Annotated in this window: 23 protein-coding genes; 11 read left to right on the plus strand and 12 right to left on the minus strand. The window is 70.6% G+C overall.

The annotated features are described in order from the left end of the window. Positions 1–5: 5 nt before the first annotated feature. Together F3S47_RS10140 and F3S47_RS10145 are read left to right on the plus strand one after the other, a co-directional pair. Positions 6–1103: an SDR family NAD(P)-dependent oxidoreductase gene (locus tag F3S47_RS10140; RefSeq protein ID WP_191090149.1), complete on the plus strand. Its 1098-nt coding sequence runs from the start codon at positions 6–8 to the stop codon at positions 1101–1103. Further along, positions 1103–2305: an NAD-dependent epimerase/dehydratase family protein gene (locus F3S47_RS10145; RefSeq protein WP_150445159.1), complete on the plus strand. Its 1203-nt coding sequence runs from the start codon at positions 1103–1105 to the stop codon at positions 2303–2305. Before F3S47_RS10140 ends, F3S47_RS10145 begins: the two co-directional genes overlap by 1 nt. 276 nt (positions 2306–2581) lie before the next feature. On the opposite strand, the gene F3S47_RS10150 is transcribed toward F3S47_RS10145, so the two are convergent. From F3S47_RS10150 to F3S47_RS10160, 3 genes are read right to left on the minus strand one after another with little or no spacing between them, the layout of a single operon-like run. Continuing rightward, a complete protein-coding gene (locus F3S47_RS10150) occupies positions 2582–2971 on the minus strand; it encodes a hypothetical protein (protein ID WP_150445160.1) in 390 nt (129 codons plus the stop codon). Positions 2972–3023: 52 nt separating this feature from the next. Beyond that, positions 3024–3917: a hypothetical protein gene (locus F3S47_RS10155; protein WP_150445161.1), complete on the minus strand. Its 894-nt coding sequence runs from the start codon at positions 3915–3917 to the stop codon at positions 3024–3026. Continuing rightward, positions 3914–5650, minus strand: a complete 1737-nt coding sequence (locus F3S47_RS10160; protein ID WP_150445162.1) for a hypothetical protein — start codon at positions 5648–5650, stop codon at positions 3914–3916. Before F3S47_RS10160 ends, F3S47_RS10155 begins: the two co-directional genes overlap by 4 nt. Before the next feature lie 303 nt (positions 5651–5953). Here F3S47_RS10160 and F3S47_RS10165 point away from each other — a divergent pair, with 303 nt between their 5' ends. From F3S47_RS10165 to F3S47_RS10185, 5 genes are read left to right on the plus strand one after another with little or no spacing between them, the layout of a single operon-like run. Then, on the plus strand, positions 5954–6538 hold the full coding sequence (locus F3S47_RS10165; RefSeq protein ID WP_150445163.1) for a TetR/AcrR family transcriptional regulator: 585 nt from the start codon (positions 5954–5956) through the stop codon (positions 6536–6538). Next, complete coding sequence (locus F3S47_RS10170; RefSeq protein WP_150445164.1) at positions 6535–7287, plus strand: enoyl-CoA hydratase/isomerase family protein; 753 nt, start codon at positions 6535–6537, stop codon at positions 7285–7287. Before F3S47_RS10165 ends, F3S47_RS10170 begins: the two co-directional genes overlap by 4 nt. Continuing rightward, the gene (locus F3S47_RS10175; RefSeq protein ID WP_150445165.1) at positions 7280–8758 is read left to right on the plus strand and encodes an AMP-binding protein; all 1479 of its coding nucleotides are present in this window, start codon (positions 7280–7282) and stop codon (positions 8756–8758) included. The genes F3S47_RS10170 and F3S47_RS10175 overlap by 8 nt, the downstream gene beginning before the upstream one ends. After that, positions 8755–9108 carry a MaoC/PaaZ C-terminal domain-containing protein gene (locus F3S47_RS10180; protein ID WP_150445166.1) on the plus strand — a complete coding sequence of 118 codons (354 nt, stop codon included), beginning with the start codon at positions 8755–8757 and terminating at the stop codon, positions 9106–9108. The genes F3S47_RS10175 and F3S47_RS10180 overlap by 4 nt, the downstream gene beginning before the upstream one ends. Continuing rightward, entirely contained in the window at positions 9108–9467 is a 360-nt protein-coding gene (locus F3S47_RS10185; RefSeq protein WP_150445167.1) for a hotdog family protein, read from the plus strand. The genes F3S47_RS10180 and F3S47_RS10185 overlap by 1 nt, the downstream gene beginning before the upstream one ends. Positions 9468–9688: 221 nt before the next feature. On the opposite strand, the gene F3S47_RS10190 is transcribed toward F3S47_RS10185, so the two are convergent. The 6 genes from F3S47_RS10190 to F3S47_RS10215 form a co-directional block, all read right to left on the minus strand. Continuing rightward, positions 9689–10444, minus strand: coding sequence for an alpha/beta fold hydrolase (locus F3S47_RS10190; RefSeq protein WP_150445168.1), 756 nt, complete (start codon positions 10442–10444; stop codon positions 9689–9691). 8 nt (positions 10445–10452) lie between these two features. Further along, the gene (locus F3S47_RS10195; protein WP_150445169.1) at positions 10453–11505 is read right to left on the minus strand and encodes a branched-chain amino acid ABC transporter permease; all 1053 of its coding nucleotides are present in this window, start codon (positions 11503–11505) and stop codon (positions 10453–10455) included. Positions 11506–11512: 7 nt separating this feature from the next. Further along, positions 11513–12544 carry a branched-chain amino acid ABC transporter permease gene (locus tag F3S47_RS10200; RefSeq protein WP_150445170.1) on the minus strand — a complete coding sequence of 344 codons (1032 nt, stop codon included), beginning with the start codon at positions 12542–12544 and terminating at the stop codon, positions 11513–11515. 145 nt (positions 12545–12689) lie between these two features. Then, positions 12690–13412 carry an ABC transporter ATP-binding protein gene (locus F3S47_RS10205; RefSeq protein ID WP_150445171.1) on the minus strand — a complete coding sequence of 241 codons (723 nt, stop codon included), beginning with the start codon at positions 13410–13412 and terminating at the stop codon, positions 12690–12692. Continuing rightward, a complete protein-coding gene (locus F3S47_RS10210) occupies positions 13405–14166 on the minus strand; it encodes an ABC transporter ATP-binding protein (RefSeq protein WP_150445172.1) in 762 nt (253 codons plus the stop codon). The genes F3S47_RS10205 and F3S47_RS10210 overlap by 8 nt, the downstream gene beginning before the upstream one ends. Positions 14167–14298: 132 nt before the next feature. Next, positions 14299–15480, minus strand: a complete 1182-nt coding sequence (locus F3S47_RS10215) for a substrate-binding domain-containing protein (protein WP_150445173.1) — start codon at positions 15478–15480, stop codon at positions 14299–14301. A 120-nt stretch (positions 15481–15600) separates the two neighbouring features. Between F3S47_RS10215 and F3S47_RS10220 the strand changes: the two genes are divergently transcribed. Then, positions 15601–16137: a pseudouridine synthase gene (locus F3S47_RS10220; RefSeq protein ID WP_150445628.1), complete on the plus strand. Its 537-nt coding sequence runs from the start codon at positions 15601–15603 to the stop codon at positions 16135–16137. Positions 16138–16327: 190 nt separating this feature from the next. On the opposite strand, the gene F3S47_RS10225 is transcribed toward F3S47_RS10220, so the two are convergent. Then, positions 16328–16846 carry a peptidoglycan-binding domain-containing protein gene (locus F3S47_RS10225; RefSeq protein ID WP_223877786.1) on the minus strand — a complete coding sequence of 173 codons (519 nt, stop codon included), beginning with the start codon at positions 16844–16846 and terminating at the stop codon, positions 16328–16330. A gap of 121 nt (positions 16847–16967) precedes the next feature. Between F3S47_RS10225 and kynU the strand changes: the two genes are divergently transcribed. Both kynU and F3S47_RS10235 read left to right on the plus strand, forming a co-directional pair. Then, the gene (gene kynU, locus F3S47_RS10230) at positions 16968–18161 is read left to right on the plus strand and encodes a kynureninase (protein ID WP_150445175.1); all 1194 of its coding nucleotides are present in this window, start codon (positions 16968–16970) and stop codon (positions 18159–18161) included. Between the two features lie 175 nt (positions 18162–18336). Next, positions 18337–21240 carry a Hint domain-containing protein gene (locus tag F3S47_RS10235; RefSeq protein ID WP_150445176.1) on the plus strand — a complete coding sequence of 968 codons (2904 nt, stop codon included), beginning with the start codon at positions 18337–18339 and terminating at the stop codon, positions 21238–21240. A gap of 81 nt (positions 21241–21321) precedes the next feature. Here the strand turns inward: F3S47_RS10235 and F3S47_RS10240 are convergent, their stop codons facing one another. Together F3S47_RS10240 and F3S47_RS10245 are read right to left on the minus strand one after the other, a co-directional pair. Then, positions 21322–21720, minus strand: coding sequence for a VOC family protein (locus F3S47_RS10240; protein WP_150445177.1), 399 nt, complete (start codon positions 21718–21720; stop codon positions 21322–21324). Continuing rightward, the gene (locus F3S47_RS10245) at positions 21717–22403 is read right to left on the minus strand and encodes a D-lyxose/D-mannose family sugar isomerase (RefSeq protein ID WP_150445178.1); all 687 of its coding nucleotides are present in this window, start codon (positions 22401–22403) and stop codon (positions 21717–21719) included. Before F3S47_RS10245 ends, F3S47_RS10240 begins: the two co-directional genes overlap by 4 nt. 45 nt (positions 22404–22448) lie before the next feature. Between F3S47_RS10245 and F3S47_RS10250 the strand changes: the two genes are divergently transcribed. Further along, entirely contained in the window at positions 22449–22982 is a 534-nt protein-coding gene (locus tag F3S47_RS10250) for a hypothetical protein (protein WP_150445179.1), read from the plus strand. The last annotated feature ends 2 nt before the right edge of the window (positions 22983–22984 follow it).

The raw sequence follows: 22984 nt of genomic DNA on the forward strand, positions 1-22984 counted from the left end.
TGCGCATGAACATGGTCTCACCGCCCCCGACGGGCCTCGCCGGCAGCAGCGTCGTGGTGACCGGCGGCGTGGGTTCGGTCGGCCGGCACATCGTCCGCCACCTCCTCGCCGGTGGCGCCCGCCGGGTCCGGATCCTCGACAACGACGAGGGCGCCCTCTTCGAGATGGAGCAGGAGCTGCGCGACGATCCGCGGGCGGAGGTCTATCTTTGCGACGTCACCGATGCGCGCGAAATGCGGCGCACCTTCGCGGGGATGGACTACGGCTTTCACCTCGCCGCGCTGAAACACGTCCCCTCCTGCGAGCGGAGCCCCTTCGCCGCCCTGCGCACCAATATCGACGGGGCGGAGATGGTCGGCCGCACGGCGATGGAGGCGGGCCTGAAGAAGGTCGTCTTCACCTCGTCCGACAAGGCGGTGAACCCGACCAACGTCATGGGCACGTCGAAGCTGCTGGGCGAGCGGCTCTTCACCGCAATGGACGCCCTGCCCGGCCCCGGCGCCCGAACCGTCTTCGCCAGCACCCGCTTCGGCAACGTGCTGGGCTCCAGCGGGTCTGTGCTGCCGCTCTTCTGCGACCAGATCGCCCGCGGCGGTCCGGTGACCCTGACCGACGCCCGGATGACGCGCTTCGTCATGACCATGGACGAGGCCGCGGGCCTCGTGATCGAGAGCCTGGGTCACGCCCTGGGCGGCGAGATCTTCGTGACCAAGATGCCGGTCCTGCGCATCGCCGACCTCGCCCGCGTGATGATCCGCATGCTCGCACCCCTCCACGGCTACAAGCCGACGGAGATCGAGCTGCGCGAGACCGGCCCCCGCCCGGGCGAGAAGCTCTACGAGGAACTCAGCACCGAGGAGGAGGCCGAGCGGCTCTGCGAGGCCGGCGACTTCCTCATCGTGGTGCCGCCGGGCCGCGCCACCGCGCCAGAGGCGGTGGACTGGCCGGGCCTCGACGCCGTGCCGACCCGCCGGGTCTACCACTCCAGCCGGGAGACGCCTCTTTCCGAGGCCGGGATCGAGGAGATGCTCCTGCGCCCCGGCGTCCTCCCCGAAGACCTGCGCGCGGGCCTCGCCGCGCCCTCCAGACTGGCGGTGGCGTGATGCGGGTCCTGATCCTCGGCGGCGACGGCTACATCGGCTGGCCCACCGCGATGCACCTCTCCGCGGCTGGCCACGAGGTCACGGTCGCCGACAATTACCTCCGCCGCCGCCTCATGCTGCAGACCGACAACGAGGCGCTCTTTCCCGTCCCCACGCTCGACGAGCGCGCGCGCCTCTGGGAGGCGCACTCCGGTCACCGCGTCGAGGTGCGCATCGGCGACCTGCAGGACTGGTCCGTCATGGCCGCGCTCTTCGAGGAGGTCCGGCCCGACACCGTGATCCACTACGCCGAACAGCCCTCGGCCCCCTACTCGATGATCGACCGCGCCTCGGCGGACCTCACGCTGAAGAACAACCTCGGCGTCACCTTCAACGTGATCCATGCCATGCGAGAGTTCGCCCCCGACGCGCACCTCGTAAAGCTCGGGACCATGGGCGAATACGGCACGCCGAACATCGATATCGAGGAAGGCTGGATCGAGATCGAGCACAAGGGCCGCAGCGACCGCTTCCTCTTCCCCCGCGCCGCGGGCTCTCTCTACCACACGACCAAGGTGCTCGATACGGATCTGCTGTGGTTCTACGTCCGCGCCTGGGGCCTGCGGGTCACCGACCTGATGCAGGGTCCGGTCTACGGGCTGGAGACCGAGGAGAACGCGGGCGAGCCGAGGCTCTACTCCTTCCTCAATTACGACGAGGTCTTCGGCACGGTCCTCAACCGTTTCATGGTGCAGGCCGTGGCGGGCTACCCGCTCACCGTCTACGGCAAGGGCGGCCAGACCCGCGGCTACCTGCACATGCGCGACGCCCTGCAATGCGTCCGCCTCGCCGTCGAGACCCCGGCGGCCGGGGGAGAGCTGCGCGTCTTCAACCAGTTCGTGGAGACCTTCTCGGTCAACGATCTCGCCGAGCGGGTCCGGGCCTCGGGCGCCCGCCTGGGGCTCGACGTCGGAGTCCGCACCCTCCCCAATCCGCGCAAGGAGATGGAGGAGCACTACTACAATCCGGCCCACACCGGGCTGCTGGAGCTCGGCCTGCATCCCACGCCCCTGACCGGCGAGGAAATGGACCGGATGATGAAGGTGGTCCGGACCTACCGCGACCGCATCGAGCCCGACCGCATCTTCCGAGGCGTCTCCTGGACGGGAAGCGCACCCTCCGCCGGCGCCGAGGACCGGCAGCAGGGCCGCCCCGCCGCCTGACCGGCGAACGGCGAAGCTGACGCCGCCCTCGGAGGGCCGCGCGGGCGCGAATGCCCCGACGGAGGCCGGTGCATTCCCTTCCAGCACTGCACTCCGGTCCGGGTTGCATCGGGCCGGAGGACTGCCACGTCTTGCCGGCGATGCGCCCTCCCCACCTCAATTCCCTCAAGAGGGAGTTGCCGATTCAGAGCGGGGGCCCGCACTCTCGCTCGAAACTGCCCAATGACGCTGAGGCCGTCCGGATCCTGCCAGCGGCCTCTGCCAGCCAAGAGCCGCTCAGCGGCGACGGCGCGGACTCAGGAGGCCGAACGTCAGCAGGTGAACCACCCGCGAGACCGCCTCTCCCGCCCGCCAGCGGCGTGAGGTCAGCAGCTCTTCCACCTGACGTTCCAAGTCCCGGACCCTCGCCCTTTCACGCTTGAGCGCCTTCTCCGCCTCGCCGGACGCGCGGTCGGCCCTGAGCCGGTGCTCGTTGCGCTCGGCGGTGAGGGCCGGAAGCCGGGCGTCGAGGTCGCTCAGCAGCATCCGCAGCCGCGCGATCTCCGCGACGTCGCGGTCGCGCGCCGCGGCCAGCGCGGCGAAATCCTCCCGGGCCGGGTCGGGTCCGGCAAGAGGGTTCCCGGTCTCCTGGATGAGATGCAGGTCGCGCGGTTCGAGGATGGTCATCGGCTGGCTCTCCGCTCCGTCGTGTCTGTCGGCTTCCGCGGCCCGGGTCCGGTCATCCGCCCTGCGCCAGAATCTCGAGGTGATCGCGCTCGAAGCGGAACGAGGGCGTTCCTTGTGTCCAGGACAGCGGCACGCGGCCCGAGACGAGCGACTCTTGCAAATCGGGATCGAGCCTGGCGCGGAAGGCGCGGGCCGGTATCCCGTCGGGCAGGCGATCGAGCGCCTCGGCTGCAATCCGTCGAAAGGGCTCGAAGGACCAATCCACCTCCCGCGCGACGCGGGTGTGATGCGTAATGTTGCCGGTGCTGAACCGCTCCCAGAGCCCCGGCGTCTTGATATTCTCGAGCCAGCCCTCGGGCCGGTCGATCACCCAGATCGGGAGGCCGGCGCGGCGCGCCATGAGGCTGAACTGCAGGTCGACCATGACCTCGTCCGGGAAATCCGCCGCCCGGCACGGAAGTCTTCGCTGGTCGAAGGCGAAGGTCCCGCTCCCGGCGAGGCAGGCGAGCTGGACGCGCGGGCAGCCCCGGATGCTGACGAAGACCTCGGCCCGGTTGTAGTACCAGTCGACCGCCGGCAGGAAGGTGGAGCCGTGGGTCGTCACGCAGCACCCCCCGTCGAACAGGTCGAGGATCGCCCGGTACCGGGCCACGTAGTCGGATGGGAAGATGAAATCGTCGTCGAGGACGAAGACCTGGCACTCCTCGAAAAGATCGAGCGGGTAGACCTTGGCGTTGGCGGAGAGGTCCCCCGCGTGGTCGCGCCCGTCGAGCACGGTGACATTGGGCAGGTGCCCGAGATCGGGAAACCCGTCGAGGGTCTCGTTGACGTAGATCACCAGCCGGTCGAGCTGAGGCGCGATCGAGGCGGCGACCTCCGCCACGAAGGAGAAGCGGCCGGGGAAGGTCGCCATCACGCCGACGGTGCCCCCGCGCTGCAGGATCATGGCGCAGCTTCCGCGAGCGGCGGGACCGGGGGGCGCAGCATCGCACAGGCGTCGCCGCCCGGTCGCAGCGTGGCCGCGAGCGCAGGCTCGTCCTCTGGCCCGCAAGGGCCGCGGCCCGCCCAGGCGAGAATTTGCGGCGCTCCCGCCTCGTCGGGCTGGGCGAAGGGCACCGGCGCGGCGTCCTGTCCGGCCGCGGCGCAGGCGATGCGGGCAAGGGCGGTCGGCTCTGGCGGAAGGCGGCCGGGAAAGGCGCACCACGGGCCGCTCACATCGCGGATCATCATGGGAAGGGCCGCCCCGAGACCAGCCCCTGCAACGCGATGAAGTCTCTCCCCTGTCTCCAGCCGGACGGGCGGCGCGGGCCCGGACCAGAGCAACCGAAGCTCGCCCTCTTTTGCCTCGCGGAACCGCGCGAGGCTTTCCTCCAGGTCCACGAGCGTCCGGGGGGCGGCGAGGAGCGTCGGCGGCGCCGGCGCCTGCACCCGCGCCACGGCCTCCGCGAGTTGGCCGAGCCGGGCCGCTCGGGCCGCCGGGTCCCGGTAGAGGCCCTGCAGCCGCTGAAGGTCGGCCCAGGACCAGACGGCGTCGAGCCCGACCCCCGGGAGGGGCTCCGGGGCGGTTCCGGCGATCACCGGGACGGAGCCCGCGGCGATGGCCCGGAGGCAGAGCGTCCGGACCTCTCCCGGCCCGAGCCGGCTCTCGCCGGGGACCAGGGTCAGGACTGAGGCGGCGAGCAGCTCCGTCAGGTCGGCCTCACCCGGCCCCAGCGCGATATGGGGCGCGCGCGGCGCGAGGCGGCGCGCGAGGTCTTCGAGGGGCAGGTCCGGGTCCCGTCCGATGATCATCGTCGAATATGAGTGCGGCTGGCCGAGGATCGCGGGAAGCAGGGGCTCCGAGAGTATGTCCTCCGCGAAGGCGACGAGCATGGTATCGCGTGCCCAGGGCTGGGTGGCGGACGCGGCCGCGCGGGCCAGGTCGACAGGCCTCGGCGCGGCAGGGGCACCGTCGTCCCAGACCTCGTCCGCCACCTGCGCGAGGGCCGACCAGGGACCGTCGTCCTCCAGCGGGGCCGTCGCCCAGAGGACCAGGTGCAGGCCGAGCCCGCGCAGGGTCGTCACCAGATCGCAGGCGGCAGGGCCGAGACCGCGCCCAAGGCTCATGAAGGTCCCGCGCCAGTCTCCGGGGGCACTGGCCGGGGCGGTCTCGATCACGACGCGATCCACGGCGAGTCGGCGGAGGCCGGGGGCATAGCTGTCCTCCCGCAGCCAGACGACCGGCCACTCCGCAGCGAGCCGGGCGTATCCTGTCCAGCTACCGATGAAGGCCGTGAGGCCGGCCTGTGACGGCACCTCGGGCGGGTCCGCTGCCGGGTCGAGCGCTGCCGTTCGTGCGGCCTGCAAGTGTCGCGCCCAGTGGTCGGGAGCCCGCCCGAAGAGCCCGGCCAGGTGATCGACCCGCTCGTTGAGCTGGTCCCGCAGCGGGCCGACGGCCTCCAGACCCGTGCCGAACTCCTCCTCCAGGATCCTCTCCCGCAAGATCCAGATCCGCGCGAGGGCGGTCCTCAACCGGCGCAGCTCGGCGATCCAGTTGATGCGCAGGCGTGTGAGGCGGACAACCTCCGGCGGGCCCCCAGGGGCGTCCAGATCGAGCGACAGGGCCCCGGACGGCGCATGGAGGAAGAGCGGGGGCGGGCCAGCCTGCCATGACCGCCCCTCCCGCGCGGCAAGGGGCAAGGCCAGCGCCGTAACGGTCTCCCGCCCGACCTCGCCGCGATCGGCATCGAGGAAACGCAGGCTTACCGGCAGGGCCTCCGGTCCTTCCTCCGTGGACGGAAGGATCAGGCCGAGCTGGTAGACAGCCCCCGGGGCGACATCGAAAGACGACGGGCAGGACGGAATGGCAGACCCTCCGCAAGCAAGCGGGCCGGACGGGGACCCGCGCTCGCCTCTCTGGCAGACCGGGGTTAAGGTGCGATTAACAGCGCGGGACCACGCTGATCCCTTGCCTCATGAAACCTGAATCAGTATTCATGTTTCATGGGAACGGCTCCGAAAACCAACCGTGGCACCGCGCGGCGCAAGACGCTTCTCCGATCCGCCGAGAAGGTGATCGGCGAGAAGGGCTTCGCCTCCGCCTCGATCGCCGAGATCACCCGCGACGCGGAGACTGCGCTGGGGACCTTCTACATCTACTTCGCTTCGAAGGAGCAGGTCTTCCGCGAGCTGGTGGTCGAGATGGGCACGCTCACCCGCCGGGTGATGACCGATGCCGTCACGGGGGCCCCCGACCGGCTGGAAGCCGAGCGTCGCGGGCTGCTGGCCTTCCTGCGCTTCGTGGCCGAGCGGCCATCGCTCTACCGGATCGTCGAGCAGGCGCGCTTCGTCGACCCGGAGGCCTACCGCGACTACTTCTCGCGCTTCGCCCAGGCCTATCGCGACCAGCTGCTGCGCGCCGAACAGTCCGGCGAGATCCGTCCCGGCGACGCCGAGGTGCGGGCCTGGGCGCTGATGGGCATCGCCAAGAACCTGGGCGACCGCTTCGTGCTCTGGGAGGAGCGCGACGATCTGGACGCCATCGCCGATGCGGCCTTCGACATGATCCGCGACGGGCTCTCGCCATGACCGTGCGGCTGGAGAAGGCGGGCGGCGCCTTGCGGCTGCGGCTGGAAAGCCCTCGCGCCAACGCCCTGACGCCGGAGCTGCTGGACGATCTGAGCCGGGCGCTGGACGAGGTGGAGGCCGCGCCCCCGGAGGCCCTGCTGCTGACCGGGGAGCGCAACTTCTGCTCCGGCGGAGACGTCGCGCGCTTTCTCGCGGCGGCGGAGGCCGGGGAGGCACGGGACTACGCGCTGCGGGTGGTGCCCGTCCTGCAGGAGGTGGTGCTCCGGCTGCTCGCCCTGCCCGCCCCGGTCGTGACGGCGGCACGGGGGGCCGTGACCGGCGGCGGTGCCGGTCTGCTCTTTGCCGCCGATACCGCGGTGCTGGCGCCGGCGAGCTTCGTGCAGCCCTACTACGCGCGCATGGGCTTCGCGCCCGACGGCGGCTGGACGGCGCTCCTGCCCGAGCGGATCGGGCGCGGCGCGACGCTCTCCTGGATCGCATCCGACAGCCGGCACGGGGCGGAGGACCTGCGCGCGATGGGCCTCTGCGCCCTCGTAGACCCGGAGCCGGAGACCGCGGCCCTCGCCCTGCTGGAGGATCGCTCGACCGAGACGCTCGCCGCCGCGAAACGGCTGATCTGGAACGCGCCCGCCCTTGCCCGCATCGAGGCCGGGCTCGCCGCCGAGACCGAGGCCTTCCTCGACCGGATCGACCGGCCCGACACGCTCGCGCGGATGCGCGCGTTCCTCGGGGAGCCCGAGCATGTTTGACGCCGTCCCCGACATGGCCGCCAAGCGCGCGGAGCTCTCCGGACACGCGCTCGCCTTCCGCGACGCCGCCACGGGCCGCGACTGGAGCTTCCGCGAGGTGGACGCCGCCGCGAACGGCATGGCCGCCGCCCTGCGCGAGCGGGGGCTCGTCGAGGGCGACCGCCTCGCCTCGATCTGCCTCAACGGCACCGCCTTCTTCGTCCTGCTGCTGGCCTGCCAGAAGGCGGGCCTGATCCTCTGCCCGCTCAACTGGCGCCAGCCGCCCGCCGAGCTGACCGAGACGCTGGAGCCCGTCTCGCCCAGGCTCATCCTGCATGACGCCGGTTTCGCCGAGCCCGCCGCTGAGGTCGCAAGGCAGCTCGGCATCCCCGCCCTTTCGCTCGATGACGACGACCTGCGGCGGGAGGGCACGGCGGGCTCCGTCGGCATGATCCCGGCGGACCGGCCCTGGTACCTGCTCTTCACCTCCGGCACGACGGGGCGACCCAAGGCCGTGATCCAGACCGCCCGCATGGCCTGGGCCAACGCGGTGAACATCGGCCAGGCGATCCACCTGACCCCCGCCGACCGCTCGGTGAACTTCCTGCCTGTCTTCCACACGGCGGGGATCAACCTCTACACCCTGCCCGTCTTCCTCACCGGCGGCAGCTCGACCGTGTTGCCGAAATTCGAGGCGGCGGAGGTGCTGGAGCTGCTGCGCACCGGCGCCATCACCCAGTTCTTCGGGGTGCCCGCGATCTACCAGGCCTTCAGCCTCTCGGACGAGGTGGAGCGGATCGACTGGACCGCGGTCCGCTGCGGCTGCGGCGGAGCGCCCCTGCCCGAGCCGCTGATCCGCTTCTTCGCCGAGCGCGGGGCGCGGGTGCTGAACGGCTTCGGCATGACGGAAACCGGACCCACGGTCTTTCTCATGGACGAGGGGCACGCCGAGGCCAAGATCGGCTCCGTCGGGCGGCCGCAGATGCTGACCGAATGCCGCCTCGATGGGGTCCCCGACGGCGAGCCCGGCGAGGGCGAGATCCTGCTGCGCGGCCCGAACATCACGCCCGGCTATTACGGCAACCCCGAGGCCACCGAGCAGGCCTTCGCCCCCGGCGGCTGGCTTAAGAGCGGCGACGTGGGACAGCGCGACGCGGACGGCTTCGTGCGGATCGTCGACCGTATCAAGGACATGTACATCTCGGGCGGAGAGAACGTCTACCCGGCCGAGGTCGAGCGTGTGCTGGTGGAACATCCCGCCGTGCTGGAGGCCGCCGTCATCGGCATCCCCGACGAGAAATGGGGCGAGACCGGCGCGGCCTTCCTCATCCCACGCCCCGGCGAGACCATTGAGCCCGAACCGCTGCGACAGTGGTGCCGCGCGCGGCTCGCGGCCTACAAGATCCCGGCCCGCGTCGAGGTGGTCGAGGACTTTCCCCGCACCGCCGCCGGCAAGGTGCGCAAACCCGACCTGAGAGCGAGGATCGCATGACCGAGCTGCGAGAGACCTGGACGCCGACGCAGGAGGACTTCGACGCCTTCGCCCGCGTCTCCGGCGACGACAACCCGATCCACGTGGACCCGGAGTTCTCCGCCCGCACCGCCTTCGGCGCGACGGTGAGCCACGGGATGCTGATCTACACCCGGCTCTGGGGCATGGTGCGCGCCGCCCGGCCGGGGGCCCGCGCGGTCTCGCAATCGATGATGTTCCCGAACCCGGCCTTTGCCGGGATCGACGTGCAGCTGGTGGTCGAAGGCGAGTTGCCCGGCAAGGTGACCATGCGGGCCTGGCGTATTTCGGACGACGCCGAGGTCTTTCTCGGCGAAGCGGAGGTGGCGTGATGGAGATCGGCGAGCGTGCGGAGCTGGAACGGAGTTTCACGCAAGGAGACCTCGAGGCCTACGCAGCGCTCGGTGGCGGCCCGTCCGACGGCGCGGTGCCCGAGCCGCTGATCGGCGCACTTTTCTCCTATCTGCTGGGGGTCAAGCTGCCCGGGCCGGGGACGAACTACCTCAAGCAGGAGATCGCCTTTCACCGGCCCGCGCCCCTCGACACCCCGCTGACCGCTTCCGTCGAGGTCACGCGGATCCGGGAGGAGAAGGCGATCGTCGACCTCTGGTCGAAGGCCTGCCTGCCCGACGGGACGGTGGTGGCCGAGGGCCGGTCCCTGGTGAAATTCGCCGATACCGGGCACGCCTGAGCGCAACTTTCGGATCGGTTCTGGCTCCTGGCCGTGACGCTGGTTTGAGCTCTTGCCGGGCGGAACAAAGGCTGCAGACCGCCGCCCATCGCCGGGCCGCGCCCCGGCACGGCGATGCGACGAGGCTTGGTGCATCGTTCAGATGTCTTCCGAATGTGGCTGGAACTAACCGCTTCTGAACCGAGGGCGGGTCGCCGCACCGCGGCCCGTCGATGGGCGGCTCAGCGTCCGGATAGCTCGGCGTCGAACGACCGGATCATCTCGGCAAAGGCCTCCGGCTCCTCCAGGTGGGGCGAGTGGCCCGACTGCTCGAACGTGACACGCGCCGCGCCGCCCTCGGCCAGCCATTCCGCGGTCCCGGCCGGATAGACGCGGCTGCGTGCGCCGTGGGCGACGCGCCAGGGGATGCGCACGTCCCGCGCGGCCTCGCGCAGGTCCATGGCCATCATGTCGTCCCAGTAGGCCGCCATGCGCCCGGGGTCGTTCGACAGGACCTGCGCCAGGGCCTCGGCCCGGCTGAACCCGGGCGCCCCGGCCTTGTCGGCGAACATCGTCGTGGCGATCTTCTCGGCGGCGGCGGGCCAGTCGGAATGGATTTCCTCGGTGTTGCGGCGCAGGCGCTCGGGAGTCTGGCCCAGCAGGCCGAGCTCCCAGCCCTCGCAGTTCACCGGCCGGGGGCTCATGTCGACGGTCACGAGCCCGGCCGCCCCCGTCCCGCCCCTTCGGCCGAGCCAGGCCCAGGCCACTGCCGCACCCATCGACCAGCCGACGACCAGCGCCTCGGGCCCGGCCCGCGCGACCTCGGCATCCAGCATGTCGACCGCCGCCTCCAGCGAGGCGGGTCCGCACCGGTCCGCCCCGTGCCCCGGAAGGTCCGGCGCGCGCGCGCCTTCGCCCAGCCGGGCGCAGAGGTCGCCGAAGAGCGCCCCGCGCATCGTCCAGCCATGCAGCAGGATGACGGGCCGGTCCAGGGGCACGGCCCCCGTCACCGCCCCGCCCGGAGCCGCCCGACGATGCCCGCCGGGAAGAAGTAGACGCTGAGGATGAAAAGCACGCCCAGCCAGAGCAGCCACCGGTCCGGGTCGAGCAGGCGCGAGAGCATCGGCACCGCCAACGTCGCCTCCGCCGCCGAGCCCATGAGGTCCTGCAGGTAGGTCTGCGCCAGCACCATGAGCGTCGCCCCGATGGCCGCGCCCCAGATCGTGCCCATGCCGCCGATCACGACCATCAGCAGGATGTCGAGCATGATCTCGAAGCTGAGCGTCGTCTCCGGCCCCACGTAGCGCAGCCAGAGCGCGAAGAGGCTCCCCGCCACGGCCGCCATCGCCGCCGAGATGCAGGTCGCGATGGTGCGGTAGCGCACCACGCGGTAGCCGATCGCCTCGGCGCGGAAGTCGTTCTCGCGGATCGCCTGCAGCACCCGCCCGAAGGGCGAGTTCACGATCCGCAGGAGCAGCAGGAAGAAGGCCAGCGAAGTGAAGAAGATCACGTAGTAGTTGAGGATCTTGCCGGTGATACTTACGCCCATGAACTCGCCCATCCGGTTCGCCGGGCCGAGCGCGCGCGGGATCTGGAAGGTGAAGCCGTCCTCGCCGCCGGTGATCTGCGACAGCTGGCTCACCAGCACCGCCACCGCCGAGGCCACCGCGAGCGTGATCATGGCGAAGAAGATCGCCCGCACCCTCAGCGAGAACAGCGCGATGACGAAGGCGAAGGCCGCCGCCAGCGCAGCCCCCGCCAGGGACCCCACGATCAGCGATCCGAAGCCGCGCCCCATGTGCTGCGAGGCGAGGCCCACGCCATAGGCGCCCATGCCGAAGAACATGGTATGCGCGAAGCTCACCACCCCGGTGTAGCCCAGCAGCAGATCGTAACTCGCTGCGAGCAGGATGAAGACCGAGATCCGTGCCGCCGTCTCGAGCGAGCGCACGCCCGGGAAGAGGAAGGGCGCCAGCAGCAGCCCGAGGAAGATCGCCAGCAGCACCACCGTCAGGATGGCGGAGCGCGGCCGGTCGCCGGAGATCAGACGCATCAGCATGGGAGCCTCACTTCGCCTTGACCACGGGCATCATGCCCTGCGGCCGCCACATCAGGATCGCGGTCATCAGGCCGATGTTGGAAATCAGCGCCACCTTGGGTTCGAGGAAGGCGATGTAGTTCTGCAGCAGCCCCACCAGCAGTGCGCCGATGAAAGCCCCCTCGACCGAGCCGAGCCCGCCGATGATGACCACGATGAAGACGAGGATCATCATCTCCTCGCCCATGCCGGCGGTGATGACCTCCTGGTAGAGGCCCCACATCACGCCGCCGAGGCCGGCGAGCGCCGAGCCCGCGATGAAGACGCCGATGAAGACCAGCCGCAGGCGGTAGCCCAGCGCCTCGACCATCTCGCCGTTCTCCACGCCCGCGCGGACGATCAGCCCGATCTTGGTGCGGCGGAAGATCATCCGCATGGCGACGAAGAGCACGAGCCCCACGGCGACGGCGAGCAGCCGGTATTTCTCGAGTGCCGCACCCCAGAAGGTGATCGCGCCCTTGAGCATCTCGGGGCGGGCGAAGAAGATCTCGTCCGGTCCCCAGATGACGTGGATCAGCTGCTCGATGACGATGAGCCCGCCGACGGTCACGAGGATCTGCTTGAGGTGCGCGCCGTAGACCGGCTTGACGATGACCCGCTCGAAGGCCCAGCCCAGAAGCCCGGTCACCGCCATGGCGGCCAGCACCGCCAGCAGCACGACCCCGAGGTTGAGCAGCAGCGAGGGCGCCTGCGTCCATTCGGCAAGGCCCAGCACCACGCTCACGCCGACGAAGGCGCCGACCGAGATGAAGGCCCCGTGGCCGAAGTTGATGACGTCCATCAGCCCGAAGACGAGGGTCAGCCCCGAAGCCATGACGAAGATCATCATGCCCATGGCGAGCCCCGAGACGGTGAGCGTCAGCCAGCTCGACGGGTTGCCGATGGCGAGGAAGCCCAGGACCAGAAGAATCGGCACCAGCAGCACCGGCATCGCCCTGGCGATGCGGTCCGCCAGCGGCAGGTCGCCCATGGTCGGGCGGTGCGCGGGGGCGTCGGTCATTCGGATACCTCTCGCGTTTGATGCTCCGCCACGACGGAGGGCAGCGCCCGCGCCGCGGGGTGGGCGCCGTGCGCCCGCCCCGGGGGGGCGGTGCGGGCGCTGCCCGGGACGCAAGCGTCCCGGGCCAACATGACTTCGGGGGTCATCACTGCGCCTCCATGCTCAGGCCCATGAGCCGTTCCTGCAGCCCGGCATCCGTTGCCAGCTCCTGCATCTCCCCGGCCCAGACGATCCGGCCGTCGTCCATCACGGCGGCGTAGTCGCCCAGTGCCTTGGCCACGGCGAAGTTCTGCTCCACAAGCAGGATCGACGCCCCCTGCCGCTTCAGGTCGCGTAGCGCACCTGCCATGGTCGAGACGATGGCGGGGGCGAGCCCCTTGGTGGGCTCGTCGATGAGGTAGAGCCGGCGCTCCTCGGCCATGGCCCGGGCGATGGTCAGCATCTGCTTCTGCCCGCCCGAGAGCGTGCCCGCCGGCGAGCGCCAGAAGGTGCGCAGCGGCGGGAAGGCCTCGAAGATCCGGTCGCGCCGCGCGGGATCGAGTGGGCCCGTGGCGGCGGCCAGCGTCATGTTCTCCTCGACCGTGAGGTCGGAGAAGATGCCCATGTCCTCGGGCACGTAGCCGATCCCCATGCGCGCCCGGTCGGGGGTTTTCGCCCCGGTGATCTCCGCGCCGTCGAAGAGGATGCGCCCCGCGCGCGCCTGCCAGTGGCCGATCACCGTGCGCAGGGTCGTGGTCTTGCCCACGCCGTTGCGCCCCAGCAGCATCGTCACAGCGCCGCGCGGCACCTCGAGGTCCACCCCGTGCAGGATGTGGTACTGGGCGATATCGGTGTGGATGCCCTCGAGCCGCAGGATCGGGTCAGACATCGGTCAGCTCCTTGCCCATGTAGGCCTCCTGCACGACGTCCGAGGCGATGACCTCCGCCGGATCGCCGTCGGCGACCAGCTCTCCGTTGTGCAGCACGATGATCCGGTCGGCGAGCGTGCGGATGACGTCCATCTTGTGCTCGACCAGCAGGATCGTGCGGTCTGTGTCGGCCTTGAGCTCGGCGATCAGGTCCAGCACGACCGGCGCCTCGTCGGCGCTCATGCCCGCCGTGGGCTCGTCGAACATGTAGACCTTGGGATCGAGCGCGATGAGCATGGCGACCTCCAGCTTGCGCTGATTGCCGTGGCTGAGCTCGCTGACCTTCTGGTCGCGCACCCCGTCGAGGCGGACCCGCTCCAGCACCGACATGGCCTCGGTGGTCAGGGCCGAATGGCTCGACGCCATGGAGAAGAGCGCGCCCGAGACCGGCCGGTGCGCCTGGATCGCGAGCCGCACGTTCTCCAGCACCGAGAGGCCGGGAAAGAGGTTCGTCAGCTGGAAGGCCCGCCCCAGCCCGCGGCGGCACCGCTCGGAGGGCGAGAGCCGGCCGATCTCCTCGCCCATCAGCTGGACGGTGCCGGAGCTCGCGGGGATCTGGCCCGAGATCAGGTTGAAATAGGTGGTCTTGCCCGCGCCGTTCGGCCCCACGATGGCGGTGAGTTCGCCGGCCTTGAAGGCGCAGGTGACGGCGTCGACCGCGACGTGCCCGCCGAAGCGCACCGTCAGGTCCCTGGTCTGAAGAAGGTCGGTCATCGGCTGGCCCGCGGACTCTCTGTCCAAGGTTGAAAACGTTTGAATTCAGTGACTTGACTGTGCGTCCAAATTTGGACGCCGCCCCGCAGGAGCGGGTCGGGCGGGGCCCGCTCGGAGCCCCGCCCTGATGGATCAGTTGCGGATCGGGATATCCATGTCGTCGATGCCCAGCTCACGGACGAGCACCGGCACGCCGTAGTCCACGCCCTCCTGCACCTCGGTGCGGAAGTGGTACATCGACTGCAGCGCCTGGTGATCCTCGGGGCGGAACCGCATGGTGCCCTTCGGGGTCTCCCACTCCATGCCTTCCATCGCCTCGATCAGCGCCTCGGCGTCGTCGGCACCGCCGGCAGCCCGGATCGCCTCGACCACCGCGATGCCCGCGGCCATGCCGCCCGCCGTGAAGAAGTCCGGCGGCCCGTCATGACGCTCGAAGTGCTGTTCGACGAGCCAGTCGTTCACCTCGTTGTCCGGGATCTCGTAGTAGTAGTAGGTCGCGCCCTCGAGGCCCGGCAGCTCCTTGTAGGCCGTCAGGGCCGCGAGGATGTTGCCGCCCGTGGCGATCTCGACGCCGTAGCGCGAGGGGTCCATGGCGTTGATCTTGCCCATCGGGTTGCCGCCGCCGGCCCAGATGATGAAGAGCTTCTTGTCGCCTTCCTCGCCTTCCATGGCGTTGAAGATCCGCTCCGCCGCGGCGGTGAAGTCGGTGGTATCGGTCGGCACGTATTCCTCGTGCACGATCTCGGCGCCCGTGTCGGCCAGCGCTTCGCGGAAGGCGGCGACGCCGTCGCGGCCGAAGGCGTAGTCCTGCGCGAGCGTGGCGATCTTCACGTCCTCGCCGCCCAGCGCCACGGCGTTGGCGATGGCGTCCTGGCTGGAGTTCCGGCCCGTGCGGAAGATGTAGCGGTTCCAGGCCTCGCCGGTGATCGAGTCGGCGACCGCGGGCTCGACGATGAGCGGACGCTCGTATTCCTGCGCCACCGGCAGCATCGCCAGCGCGACGCCCGAGCTCACCGGCCCCACGGCGATCTGCGCGCCGTCGTCGCCATAGGCCTCGGCCAGCACGGCCCGCGCGGTGGCGGGATCGGCCTGGGTGTCCTTCTCGATGACGGTAATCGGCTCTCCGTCGATCTCCATCGTGCCGTCGGTGGCGTACTCGAGGCCCAGCATCAGGCCGATGTGGCTCTGCTCGGCATAGGCTTCGAGCGCGCCGGTCTGGCCGTAGACGTGGGCAATGGTGATATCGGCTTGGGCCGCGCCGCCCCCGATCGCCAGTGCGATCGCGGCGCCGGCCGCGCGTGTCATGGTCGACATGCCAGGTTCCTCCCTCTTGGCAATCGGGTTTTATGAAACATGAATCAGTATTCATGTCAACGTTGCCGCGGCGTGCCTTCCACGGCTTGAACCGGGCGGCCGGGCGTGTCTCTTGGGGACATGCTGATCCTCTTCAACAAGCCCATGGGCGTGCTCTGCCAGTTCACCGACGCCAGGAGCCCGACGGAGCGTCCCACCCTGTCGGGGTTCGGCCTGCCGCCCGGCGTCTACCCGGCCGGGAGACTCGACCGGGACAGCGAGGGGCTCCTTCTCCTGACCGACGAGGGCAAGCTGCAGGCCCGCATCGCCGACCCGAAGCACCGGATGGCCAAGACCTACCTCGTGCAGGTGGAGGGCGATCCCTCGGACGAGGCGCTCGAACCGCTGCGGCGGGGGATCGAACTCAAGGACGGCCCGACCAGGCCCGCCGAGGCGCGCCGGATCGACCCGCCCGACCTCTGGCCCCGGGACCCTCCCGTCCGGGTGCGCAAGACCGTGCCGGACCGCTGGTTGGAGATCGCCCTACGCGAGGGCCGCAACCGGCAGGTGCGGCGGATGACGGCGGCGGCGGGGTTTCCCACGCTCCGGCTCGTGCGGTGGCGGATCGGGAGGTGGTCGGTCCAGGGGCTCGCACCGGGGGAATGGCGCGAGGGGTGAGACAGAAGGAGGGATGGCCGGGCTCAAGCCCGGCCTACGGCCAAGTGTTCACCGGGTCATCGGGCATCCGCAGGCCAGGCTTAAGCGGTTGTTTGCCGGGCTCAAGCCCGGCCTACGCCAAGGTGTTCACCGGATCGCCCGGCGCCTGTAGGCCGGGCTTAAGCCCGGCAACCCCGTCCCCCAATATCCCTCACAACCGCTCCAACTCCTCCGGCCGCAACGCCACGAGGCCCAGCTCCACGGCGCTCGCCCGGGCCAGAACCGAGCTCTGCGGCCCGCCGCCGTCGGACTGGAACCGCTCCACCGCCGCGGCGAGCCGGGCGTCGTAGGCCCCGGGCGGCGGGCCGTCGTAGAGCCCGCGCGCCGAGAGCGCCCGGCCGAGCGAGGCCACCAGCTCCGGCGTCAGGTCCTCGGGGCAGATGGCCTCGAACTCCGCCGCCCGGCGCTCGCGCAGGATCCGCTGGCGGGTCACGGTCCGGAAGGTGGCGGGAGTGATCTCCTCCCCATCGGGGCCTAGGACGGCGGGCGTCTCGCGCACCTGCTCGGTCACGGTCTCGATCACCGCGGGCGTCGTGGTCCGGCCGTAGCAGAGCCCCGCCTCGTCGCGCCGGATCTCGCGCAGGTCGGCGTCGGGCGCGACCTCTCCGGGCAGCTCCGGCGCGGGCGCGCAGGCGGCGAGGCCGAGGCAAAGGGCAAGGGGTCGGATCAAGAGCGCTCCTCCGGCGGGCGCGGCCAGACTAGCCGGGCGCGACCGCGCCGCAAGGGCGGGCCGATTGACGCCGCCGCCCTGGGGCTTATGGGTCGCGCGACCGCCGCACAAAGGACACGCCATGAGTGATTTCGCCGCCACCCGCGCCCTCTTCGACCTGCCCGAGGGTGTCATCTACCTGGATGGCAATTCGCTCGGCCCCCTGCCCCGCGCCGCGGCCGCGCGGGTCGCGGAGATGATGACGGAAGAGTGGGGGAAGATGCTCATCACTGCCTGGAACAAGGCGGGCTGGATGGCCGCGCCCCGCCGGGTGGGCGACCGCATCGGACGGCTGATCGGCGCGCCGGAGGGCACGGTGGTCATGGGCGACACGCTCTCGGTGAAGGTCTACCAGGCCCTCGCCTCGGCGTTGGAGATGCGGCCCGATCGGCGGGTGATCCTCAGCGACAGCGGCAACTTTCCCTCGGATCTCTACATGGCCGAGGGCCTGGTCCGGACGCTGGGCGGGGCCCACGAGCTGCGGCTGGTCGCGCCGGAGGAGGTCGAGGACGCCATCGACGAGGAGGTCGCGGTCCTGATGCTGACCGAGGTCGACTACCGCACGGGCCGCCGCCACGACATGCCCGCGCTCACCGCCAAGGCCCACGCCAAGGGCGCTCTGGCGATCTGGGACCTCGCGCATTCCGCGGGGGCGGTGGACGTGGACGTCACCTCCGGCGCGGCGGATTTCGCCGTGGGCTGCACCTACAAGTTCCTCAACGGCGGACCCGGCGCCCCGGCCTTCATCTACGTCGCGCCGCAACACGCAGAGACCGCCCGCCCCGCGCTCTCGGGCTGGCTGGGCCATGCCGCGCCCTTCGACTTCGAGACCGGCTACCGCCCCGGTGCGGGAATCGAGCGGATGCGGGTGGGTACGCCGCCGATGATCCAGCTCGCCGCGCTGGAGACGGCACTCGACGCCTTCGAGGGCGTGACGATGGAGGACCTGCGCGCCCGCTCCATCGAGCTCTCCGAGCGCTTCATCGCCGGGGTCGAGGCCGCCTGCCCCGCCCTGACCCTCGCCTCGCCCCGCGACCCGGCGCGGCGTGGCAGCCAGGTCTCCTTCCGCTTCGAGGAGGGTTACGCCGCCATGCAGGCGCTGATCGACCGCGGCGTGATCGGCGACTTCCGCGCGCCCGACATCATGCGCTTCGGCATCACCCCGCTCTACCTCGGCGAGGCAGAGATCGACCGCGCCGTCGCCGTCATGGGCGAGGTCATGGAGGCCCGGCTCTGGGACCGCGCGGAGTACCGCGCCCGCGCCGCCGTGACCTGACGCCCATGCCGCATTGCGGCGGGACTGCGGCGGGGACGCGCCGCCGCGGTCCCAGCATCGCCGCAGGATTTGCCCTCTTCAAACCCGGTTCTGCCCCGTTCCTGTTCCAGATTGACGCGCAGGGGACGGGCGCCGGGCATCTGGCGCTGGTCGAAAAAAGACGAAGAGGGGCAGCATGGCACGCGGATACCGGGTCGATCTGCAGAACGCGGTGCTCGAGTCGGGCGATACGATCCAGAGCGGGGTCGTCACCTTCGACAGCGCCGGGGCGATCGGCTCCGGCACCTGGACCTGGTCGGGCTACGAGGGCGGCACCGAGCTTTACAACCAGACAGAGACCGGCACCTACCACGAGGGCGTGGACGGGCATGTCTACTTCGTGCCCTCGAGCACCTACCCCGACTGGCTCTACGCCGGCGCGACCGACACCGTGCCCGAGCCCGACGGCATGGCCTATTCCACCACGATCTCGGGCGACTGGGGACAGGACGCCGACCTCTCCGGTGACGGCGGCGACAACGTGATCACCGGCGGCCCCGCGCCCGGCGACGGCGGGCAGGAGACGATCTACGGCGGCGCGGGCGACGACAGCATCTACGCGGACGGCGGCTGGGACACCGTCGAGGGCGGCGGCGGCAACGACCGGATCGACGGCGGGGCCGGCAACGACGTGATCTATGGCGACGATTCCCTGACGCCGCAGGGCGGGCCCGAATCCCTCTCCTGGAGCGACTTCGGCTCCAACGGCCAGAGCATCGCGGGCGGTGCCGTTCAGGACACCGGCGGGATGACCGTCAGTGTCAGCTTCCGCAACGACGGCCAGGGCACCGAGGCCGGAGTCTCCACCACCAACCCGCAATACGTCGGCACCGGCGAGCCCTTCGCCACCGACAGCGCGCTGGTGCTCGGTGGGTCCGGGCGGGGTGACACCTCGACCACGACCATCGACTTCCAGGCCGGGCCCGGGTCGCAGATGGGCAATGCCGTCTCCGACGTCTCCTTCCGCATCAACGACATCGACAGCGGCGCCCACCAGGACCAGGTGACGGTCCGGGCCTTCGGACCGGACGGAGAACCGTTGGAGGTGGTGCTCACGCCCAACGGCGCCGACACCGTGGAGGGCGCGACCGTCACCGCGGGCCCCGAGACCGGCACCGCCGCGGACGAAACCGGCTCGATCCTCGTGGAGATCGCGGGACCCGTCTCGCGCATCGAGATCGACTACGACAACCTTGCCGACGGCGGGCAGCGGATCTGGCTGACCGATGTCCACTTCGAGACCATGGCCGCCGAGCCCGGCGACGACACCATCGCGGCGGGAGAGGGCGACGACAGCGTCTTCGCCGGAGCGGGCGACGATACCGTTACCGGCGGGCTCGGCAACGACGTCATCCACGCAGAGGACGGGGCCGACAGCGTCTCGGGAGACGACGGCCACGACACGATCTTCGGCGGCGCGGGGGCCGACCGGCTCGACGGCGGCACCGGCGACGACAGCCTGCAGGGCGGCTCGGGCGGCGACAGCCTCGCCGGCGGCGATGGCAACGACCGGATCGAGGGCGACGGCGGCGACGCGGCCGGTAACCTGATCCGCAACGGCAGCTTCGAGAACCTCACCGGCGCGACCAAGACCAGCTACGGCTACGTCGCCACCGGCAGCATCCCCGGTTGGGCCTCGACCGATCCCGACGTGGAGTTCGACCTCCACTCCGACGGCAAGGGCGGCACCTACGCCACCGACGGCGACTACACTCTCGACATGGGCGCCTCGCCCTCGAACCTGCACATCTTCCAGGACGTCGAGGGAGTCGTGGAGGGCGAGACCTACACGCTCTCCTTCGACGCGGGCGACCTCTCCGGCCACGACAACAATGCCATCGAGGTCTACTGGGGCGGCGAGCGGGTCGACACCGTGGATCCCGCGGCCGGCGGGATGCAGCACTACAGCTACCGGGTGACCGGCGGCTCCGGCGACGGCTCGGACCGGCTGGAGTTCCGCGAGATCGGCGTGGTCGACAACCACGGCGTCCAGATCGACAGCGTGCAGCTCGTCGGCGACACGACCGGGGAGCGGGGCGGTGCCGACGTGATCGACGGCGGCGCGGGCGACGACGTGATCGAGGCGGGCGGCGGCAACGACAGTGTCTCGGGCGGCTCGGGCGCCGACACCATCCACGGCGGCGAAGGCGACGACACGCTCTCGGGCGGCACCGGGGCCGACAGCCTCTCGGGCGGCGCGGGGAACGACATCCTTCACGTCGCGCAGGGCGATACGGCCGATGGCGGCACCGGCGACGACCTCTTCCTCCTGACCGACCTCTTCGAGAGCGGCGGCGCACCCCTCGTCCTGAAGGGCGGCGAAGGCGGCGAGACCCGGGGCGACACCCTCCAGCTCGGCAAGCTGGCCGACCTCTCGACCCTGCGCTACACCAACACGAACGACCAGAACGGCGGGCATTCGGGTTCGGTGACGCTGGACGACGGCTCCGTCCTGACCTTTTCCGAGATGGAGACGGTGATCTGCTTCACGCCGGGGACGTTGATCCTGACGGTGAAGGGCCCGCGTCCGGTCGAGGACCTGCGGCCGGGCGACAAGGTCGTCACCCGCGACCACGGTCCGCAGCCGATCCGCTGGCACGAGGCGCGGTCCGTCCCCGCCACGGGCCGCCTCGCGCCGATCCGGCTCGAGGCCGGGGCACTGACCGGCCAGGAGCGCGATCTCCTGGTTTCGCCGCAGCACCGGTTCCTGTTCCGCGGGGGCGAGGCCGAGCTGCTCTTCGGTGAGCGCGAGGTGCTGGTCTCGGCGACGCACCTGACCGGTCGGCCGAAGGTGCGGCAGGAGCCCGGCGGCTGGGTGACCTACGTCCACCTCATGTTCGACCGGCACGAGATCATCTACGCCGAGGGCGCGCTCACGGAGAGCTTCCACCCCGGCGCGAGCGGTCTCGGTTCGGTCGGCGGCGCGGCACGGGAAGAGCTCTTCGCCGTTTTCCCCGAGCTGCGCAGCCATCCCGAGAGCTACGGCGCCACCGCCCGGCGCTGCCTGAAGAAGCACGAGGCCCGGCTGATCGCCGCCTGACGGTCGGGCCAGGAAAAGGGCTTTCGAAAGCCCTTCCCCGCGCGTTGCAGGGCGAAGTAAGGCGCGTCCACGCGCCTTCCCCTACCTCCGCTGGATGAGATCCCAGAGATTGCCGGCCACGTCGCGGAAGACCGCCACCCGGCCGTAGGCCGTGTCCCGCGGCTCCTCCATGAAGACCACCCCGCCCGCGCTCATCCGGGCGTGGTCACGGTCGAAGTCGTCGGTCTCGAGGAAGAAGCCCACGCGGCCGCCCGTCTGGTCGCCGATGCGCGCCCGTTCGGCCGCGCTCGCCGCCTTCGCCAGCACCAGCCCTGCCCCGCCGCCCGGCGGCCGGACCACGACCCAGCGCTTGGCCAGCGAAGGGTCGCGCGAGCTTACCGCGGGCTCGTCCGCCTCCAGCGTGAAGCCAAGCGGACCGGTGAAGAAGTCGATGGCCTCGTCGTAGTCGGCCACCACGAGGGAGACGAGCCCGATGGTCACGCGAGCCGCGCCGCGTAATCGCTCACCAGCAGGTGGGTCGGCTCGGCGTCCTCCTCGATCTCCGAGAAGCGGCCGATGGGATCGCGGAACACGTTGTCGGTCTCGTCGTCGTTCACCGTCGAGACCTCCCCGATGAGCACGTCCCCGCCCTCGCCCCAGAAGGCGTGCCAATCGCCTGGCATCAGGGTCACACTCTCGCCGGGGGCGAAGCGCAGCTTCTCGCCGGGGGCATAGTCCCGCAGAATTCCGTCGCAGAGCACTTTTCCGCCGCGGTCGTCGGCGAAATTCCCCGCCTCGTCGGAGCCGTAGAGCTCGACCACCAGCGCGGCGCCGCCGCGGTTGATGATATCCTCGGCCTTCACGACGTGCGTATGCATGGGCGAAAGCTGATCCTGCCGCGAAATCAAGAGCTTCTCGGCATAGCACATGCCCCGGCCGGCGGTCAGGTCGGCCAGCCGTCCGTTGCGCAGGGTGAAGAGGAACAGGCCCATCTCGTCGAACTTTCCGGCCCCGTAGTCGGTGATATCCCAGCCACATCGGGCGTCGATGACGTGCCGCGCCTCGGACGCACGGCTGGCGAAGGTTTCCGGACTCCAGTAGGCGAAGGGCGGTAAAGCAAAGCCGTGCCCGCGGATCATCTCGTCGGCTTCGGCCATGATCTCATTGATCTTCGAACGTTTCATGGGGCACCTTCCTGAATGACCAGACACAACAACGGCCGCTGCACGATGACAAGAGCAAGACCCACGATCACGACAGCCGCGCTCGCAGCGGCCGCCCTCGGGCTCGCGGCCTGCGGGGCGCCCCTGCCCGTCTCCAACGGGAACGGGCCGGTCGAGCCGCCGGCCGAGCTCGTGGTGCTCGACCCGATCGCCCAGGGCTTTTCCACGCCCGACCCGAGCTACACCCCGCCGGGCAACCGCGGCAACATCCAGTGCACGACCGTCACGCAGTCGGCCTCCACCGGGCCGGTCTACGAGGCCACCCAGTACGGCATGGAACGCTGGCGCGACTTCGCCGCCGACAGCCCCGGCGTCTCGTCGCCCGGACCGGACGGACCGCGCGAGGTGGCGGCCTACGTCGTCGATTTCTGCCAGGGAACACCGGTGGCGACGGTTCTGGACGCGGTGAACGTCTTCCTCTCCTCGCGGCCCGGCTCCACCGCCTCGAGCTTCGGCGGCGCCGATCCGGCGATCGACGTGGGCACGCCCGACGGTCCGGATTCGATCCTCGCCGGCGACGCCCAGATCGGCCAGATTTGACG

This window comes from Histidinibacterium aquaticum (assembly GCF_008710275.1).
GTDB classification, from domain to species: domain Bacteria; phylum Pseudomonadota; class Alphaproteobacteria; order Rhodobacterales; family Rhodobacteraceae; genus Oceanicola; species Oceanicola aquaticus.

Coding starts and splice junctions, on each gene's coding strand:
- F3S47_RS10140 (WP_191090149.1), top strand. CDS start 6: ATGAACATGGTCTCACCGCCCCCGACGGGCCTCGCCGGCAGCAGCGTC.
- F3S47_RS10145 (WP_150445159.1), top strand. CDS start 1,103: ATGCGGGTCCTGATCCTCGGCGGCGACGGCTACATCGGCTGGCCCACC.
- F3S47_RS10150 (WP_150445160.1), bottom strand. CDS start 2,971: ATGACCATCCTCGAACCGCGCGACCTGCATCTCATCCAGGAGACCGGG.
- F3S47_RS10155 (WP_150445161.1), bottom strand. CDS start 3,917: ATGATCCTGCAGCGCGGGGGCACCGTCGGCGTGATGGCGACCTTCCCC.
- F3S47_RS10165 (WP_150445163.1), top strand. CDS start 5,954: ATGGGAACGGCTCCGAAAACCAACCGTGGCACCGCGCGGCGCAAGACG.
- F3S47_RS10170 (WP_150445164.1), top strand. CDS start 6,535: ATGACCGTGCGGCTGGAGAAGGCGGGCGGCGCCTTGCGGCTGCGGCTG.
- F3S47_RS10175 (WP_150445165.1), top strand. CDS start 7,280: ATGTTTGACGCCGTCCCCGACATGGCCGCCAAGCGCGCGGAGCTCTCC.
- F3S47_RS10180 (WP_150445166.1), top strand. CDS start 8,755: ATGACCGAGCTGCGAGAGACCTGGACGCCGACGCAGGAGGACTTCGAC.
- F3S47_RS10185 (WP_150445167.1), top strand. CDS start 9,108: ATGGAGATCGGCGAGCGTGCGGAGCTGGAACGGAGTTTCACGCAAGGA.
- F3S47_RS10195 (WP_150445169.1), bottom strand. CDS start 11,505: ATGCTGATGCGTCTGATCTCCGGCGACCGGCCGCGCTCCGCCATCCTG.
- F3S47_RS10200 (WP_150445170.1), bottom strand. CDS start 12,544: ATGACCGACGCCCCCGCGCACCGCCCGACCATGGGCGACCTGCCGCTG.
- F3S47_RS10205 (WP_150445171.1), bottom strand. CDS start 13,412: ATGTCTGACCCGATCCTGCGGCTCGAGGGCATCCACACCGATATCGCC.
- F3S47_RS10210 (WP_150445172.1), bottom strand. CDS start 14,166: ATGACCGACCTTCTTCAGACCAGGGACCTGACGGTGCGCTTCGGCGGG.
- F3S47_RS10215 (WP_150445173.1), bottom strand. CDS start 15,480: ATGTCGACCATGACACGCGCGGCCGGCGCCGCGATCGCACTGGCGATC.
- F3S47_RS10220 (WP_150445628.1), top strand. CDS start 15,601: ATGCTGATCCTCTTCAACAAGCCCATGGGCGTGCTCTGCCAGTTCACC.
- kynU (WP_150445175.1), top strand. CDS start 16,968: ATGAGTGATTTCGCCGCCACCCGCGCCCTCTTCGACCTGCCCGAGGGT.
- F3S47_RS10235 (WP_150445176.1), top strand. CDS start 18,337: ATGGCACGCGGATACCGGGTCGATCTGCAGAACGCGGTGCTCGAGTCG.
- F3S47_RS10245 (WP_150445178.1), bottom strand. CDS start 22,403: ATGAAACGTTCGAAGATCAATGAGATCATGGCCGAAGCCGACGAGATG.
- F3S47_RS10250 (WP_150445179.1), top strand. CDS start 22,449: ATGACAAGAGCAAGACCCACGATCACGACAGCCGCGCTCGCAGCGGCC.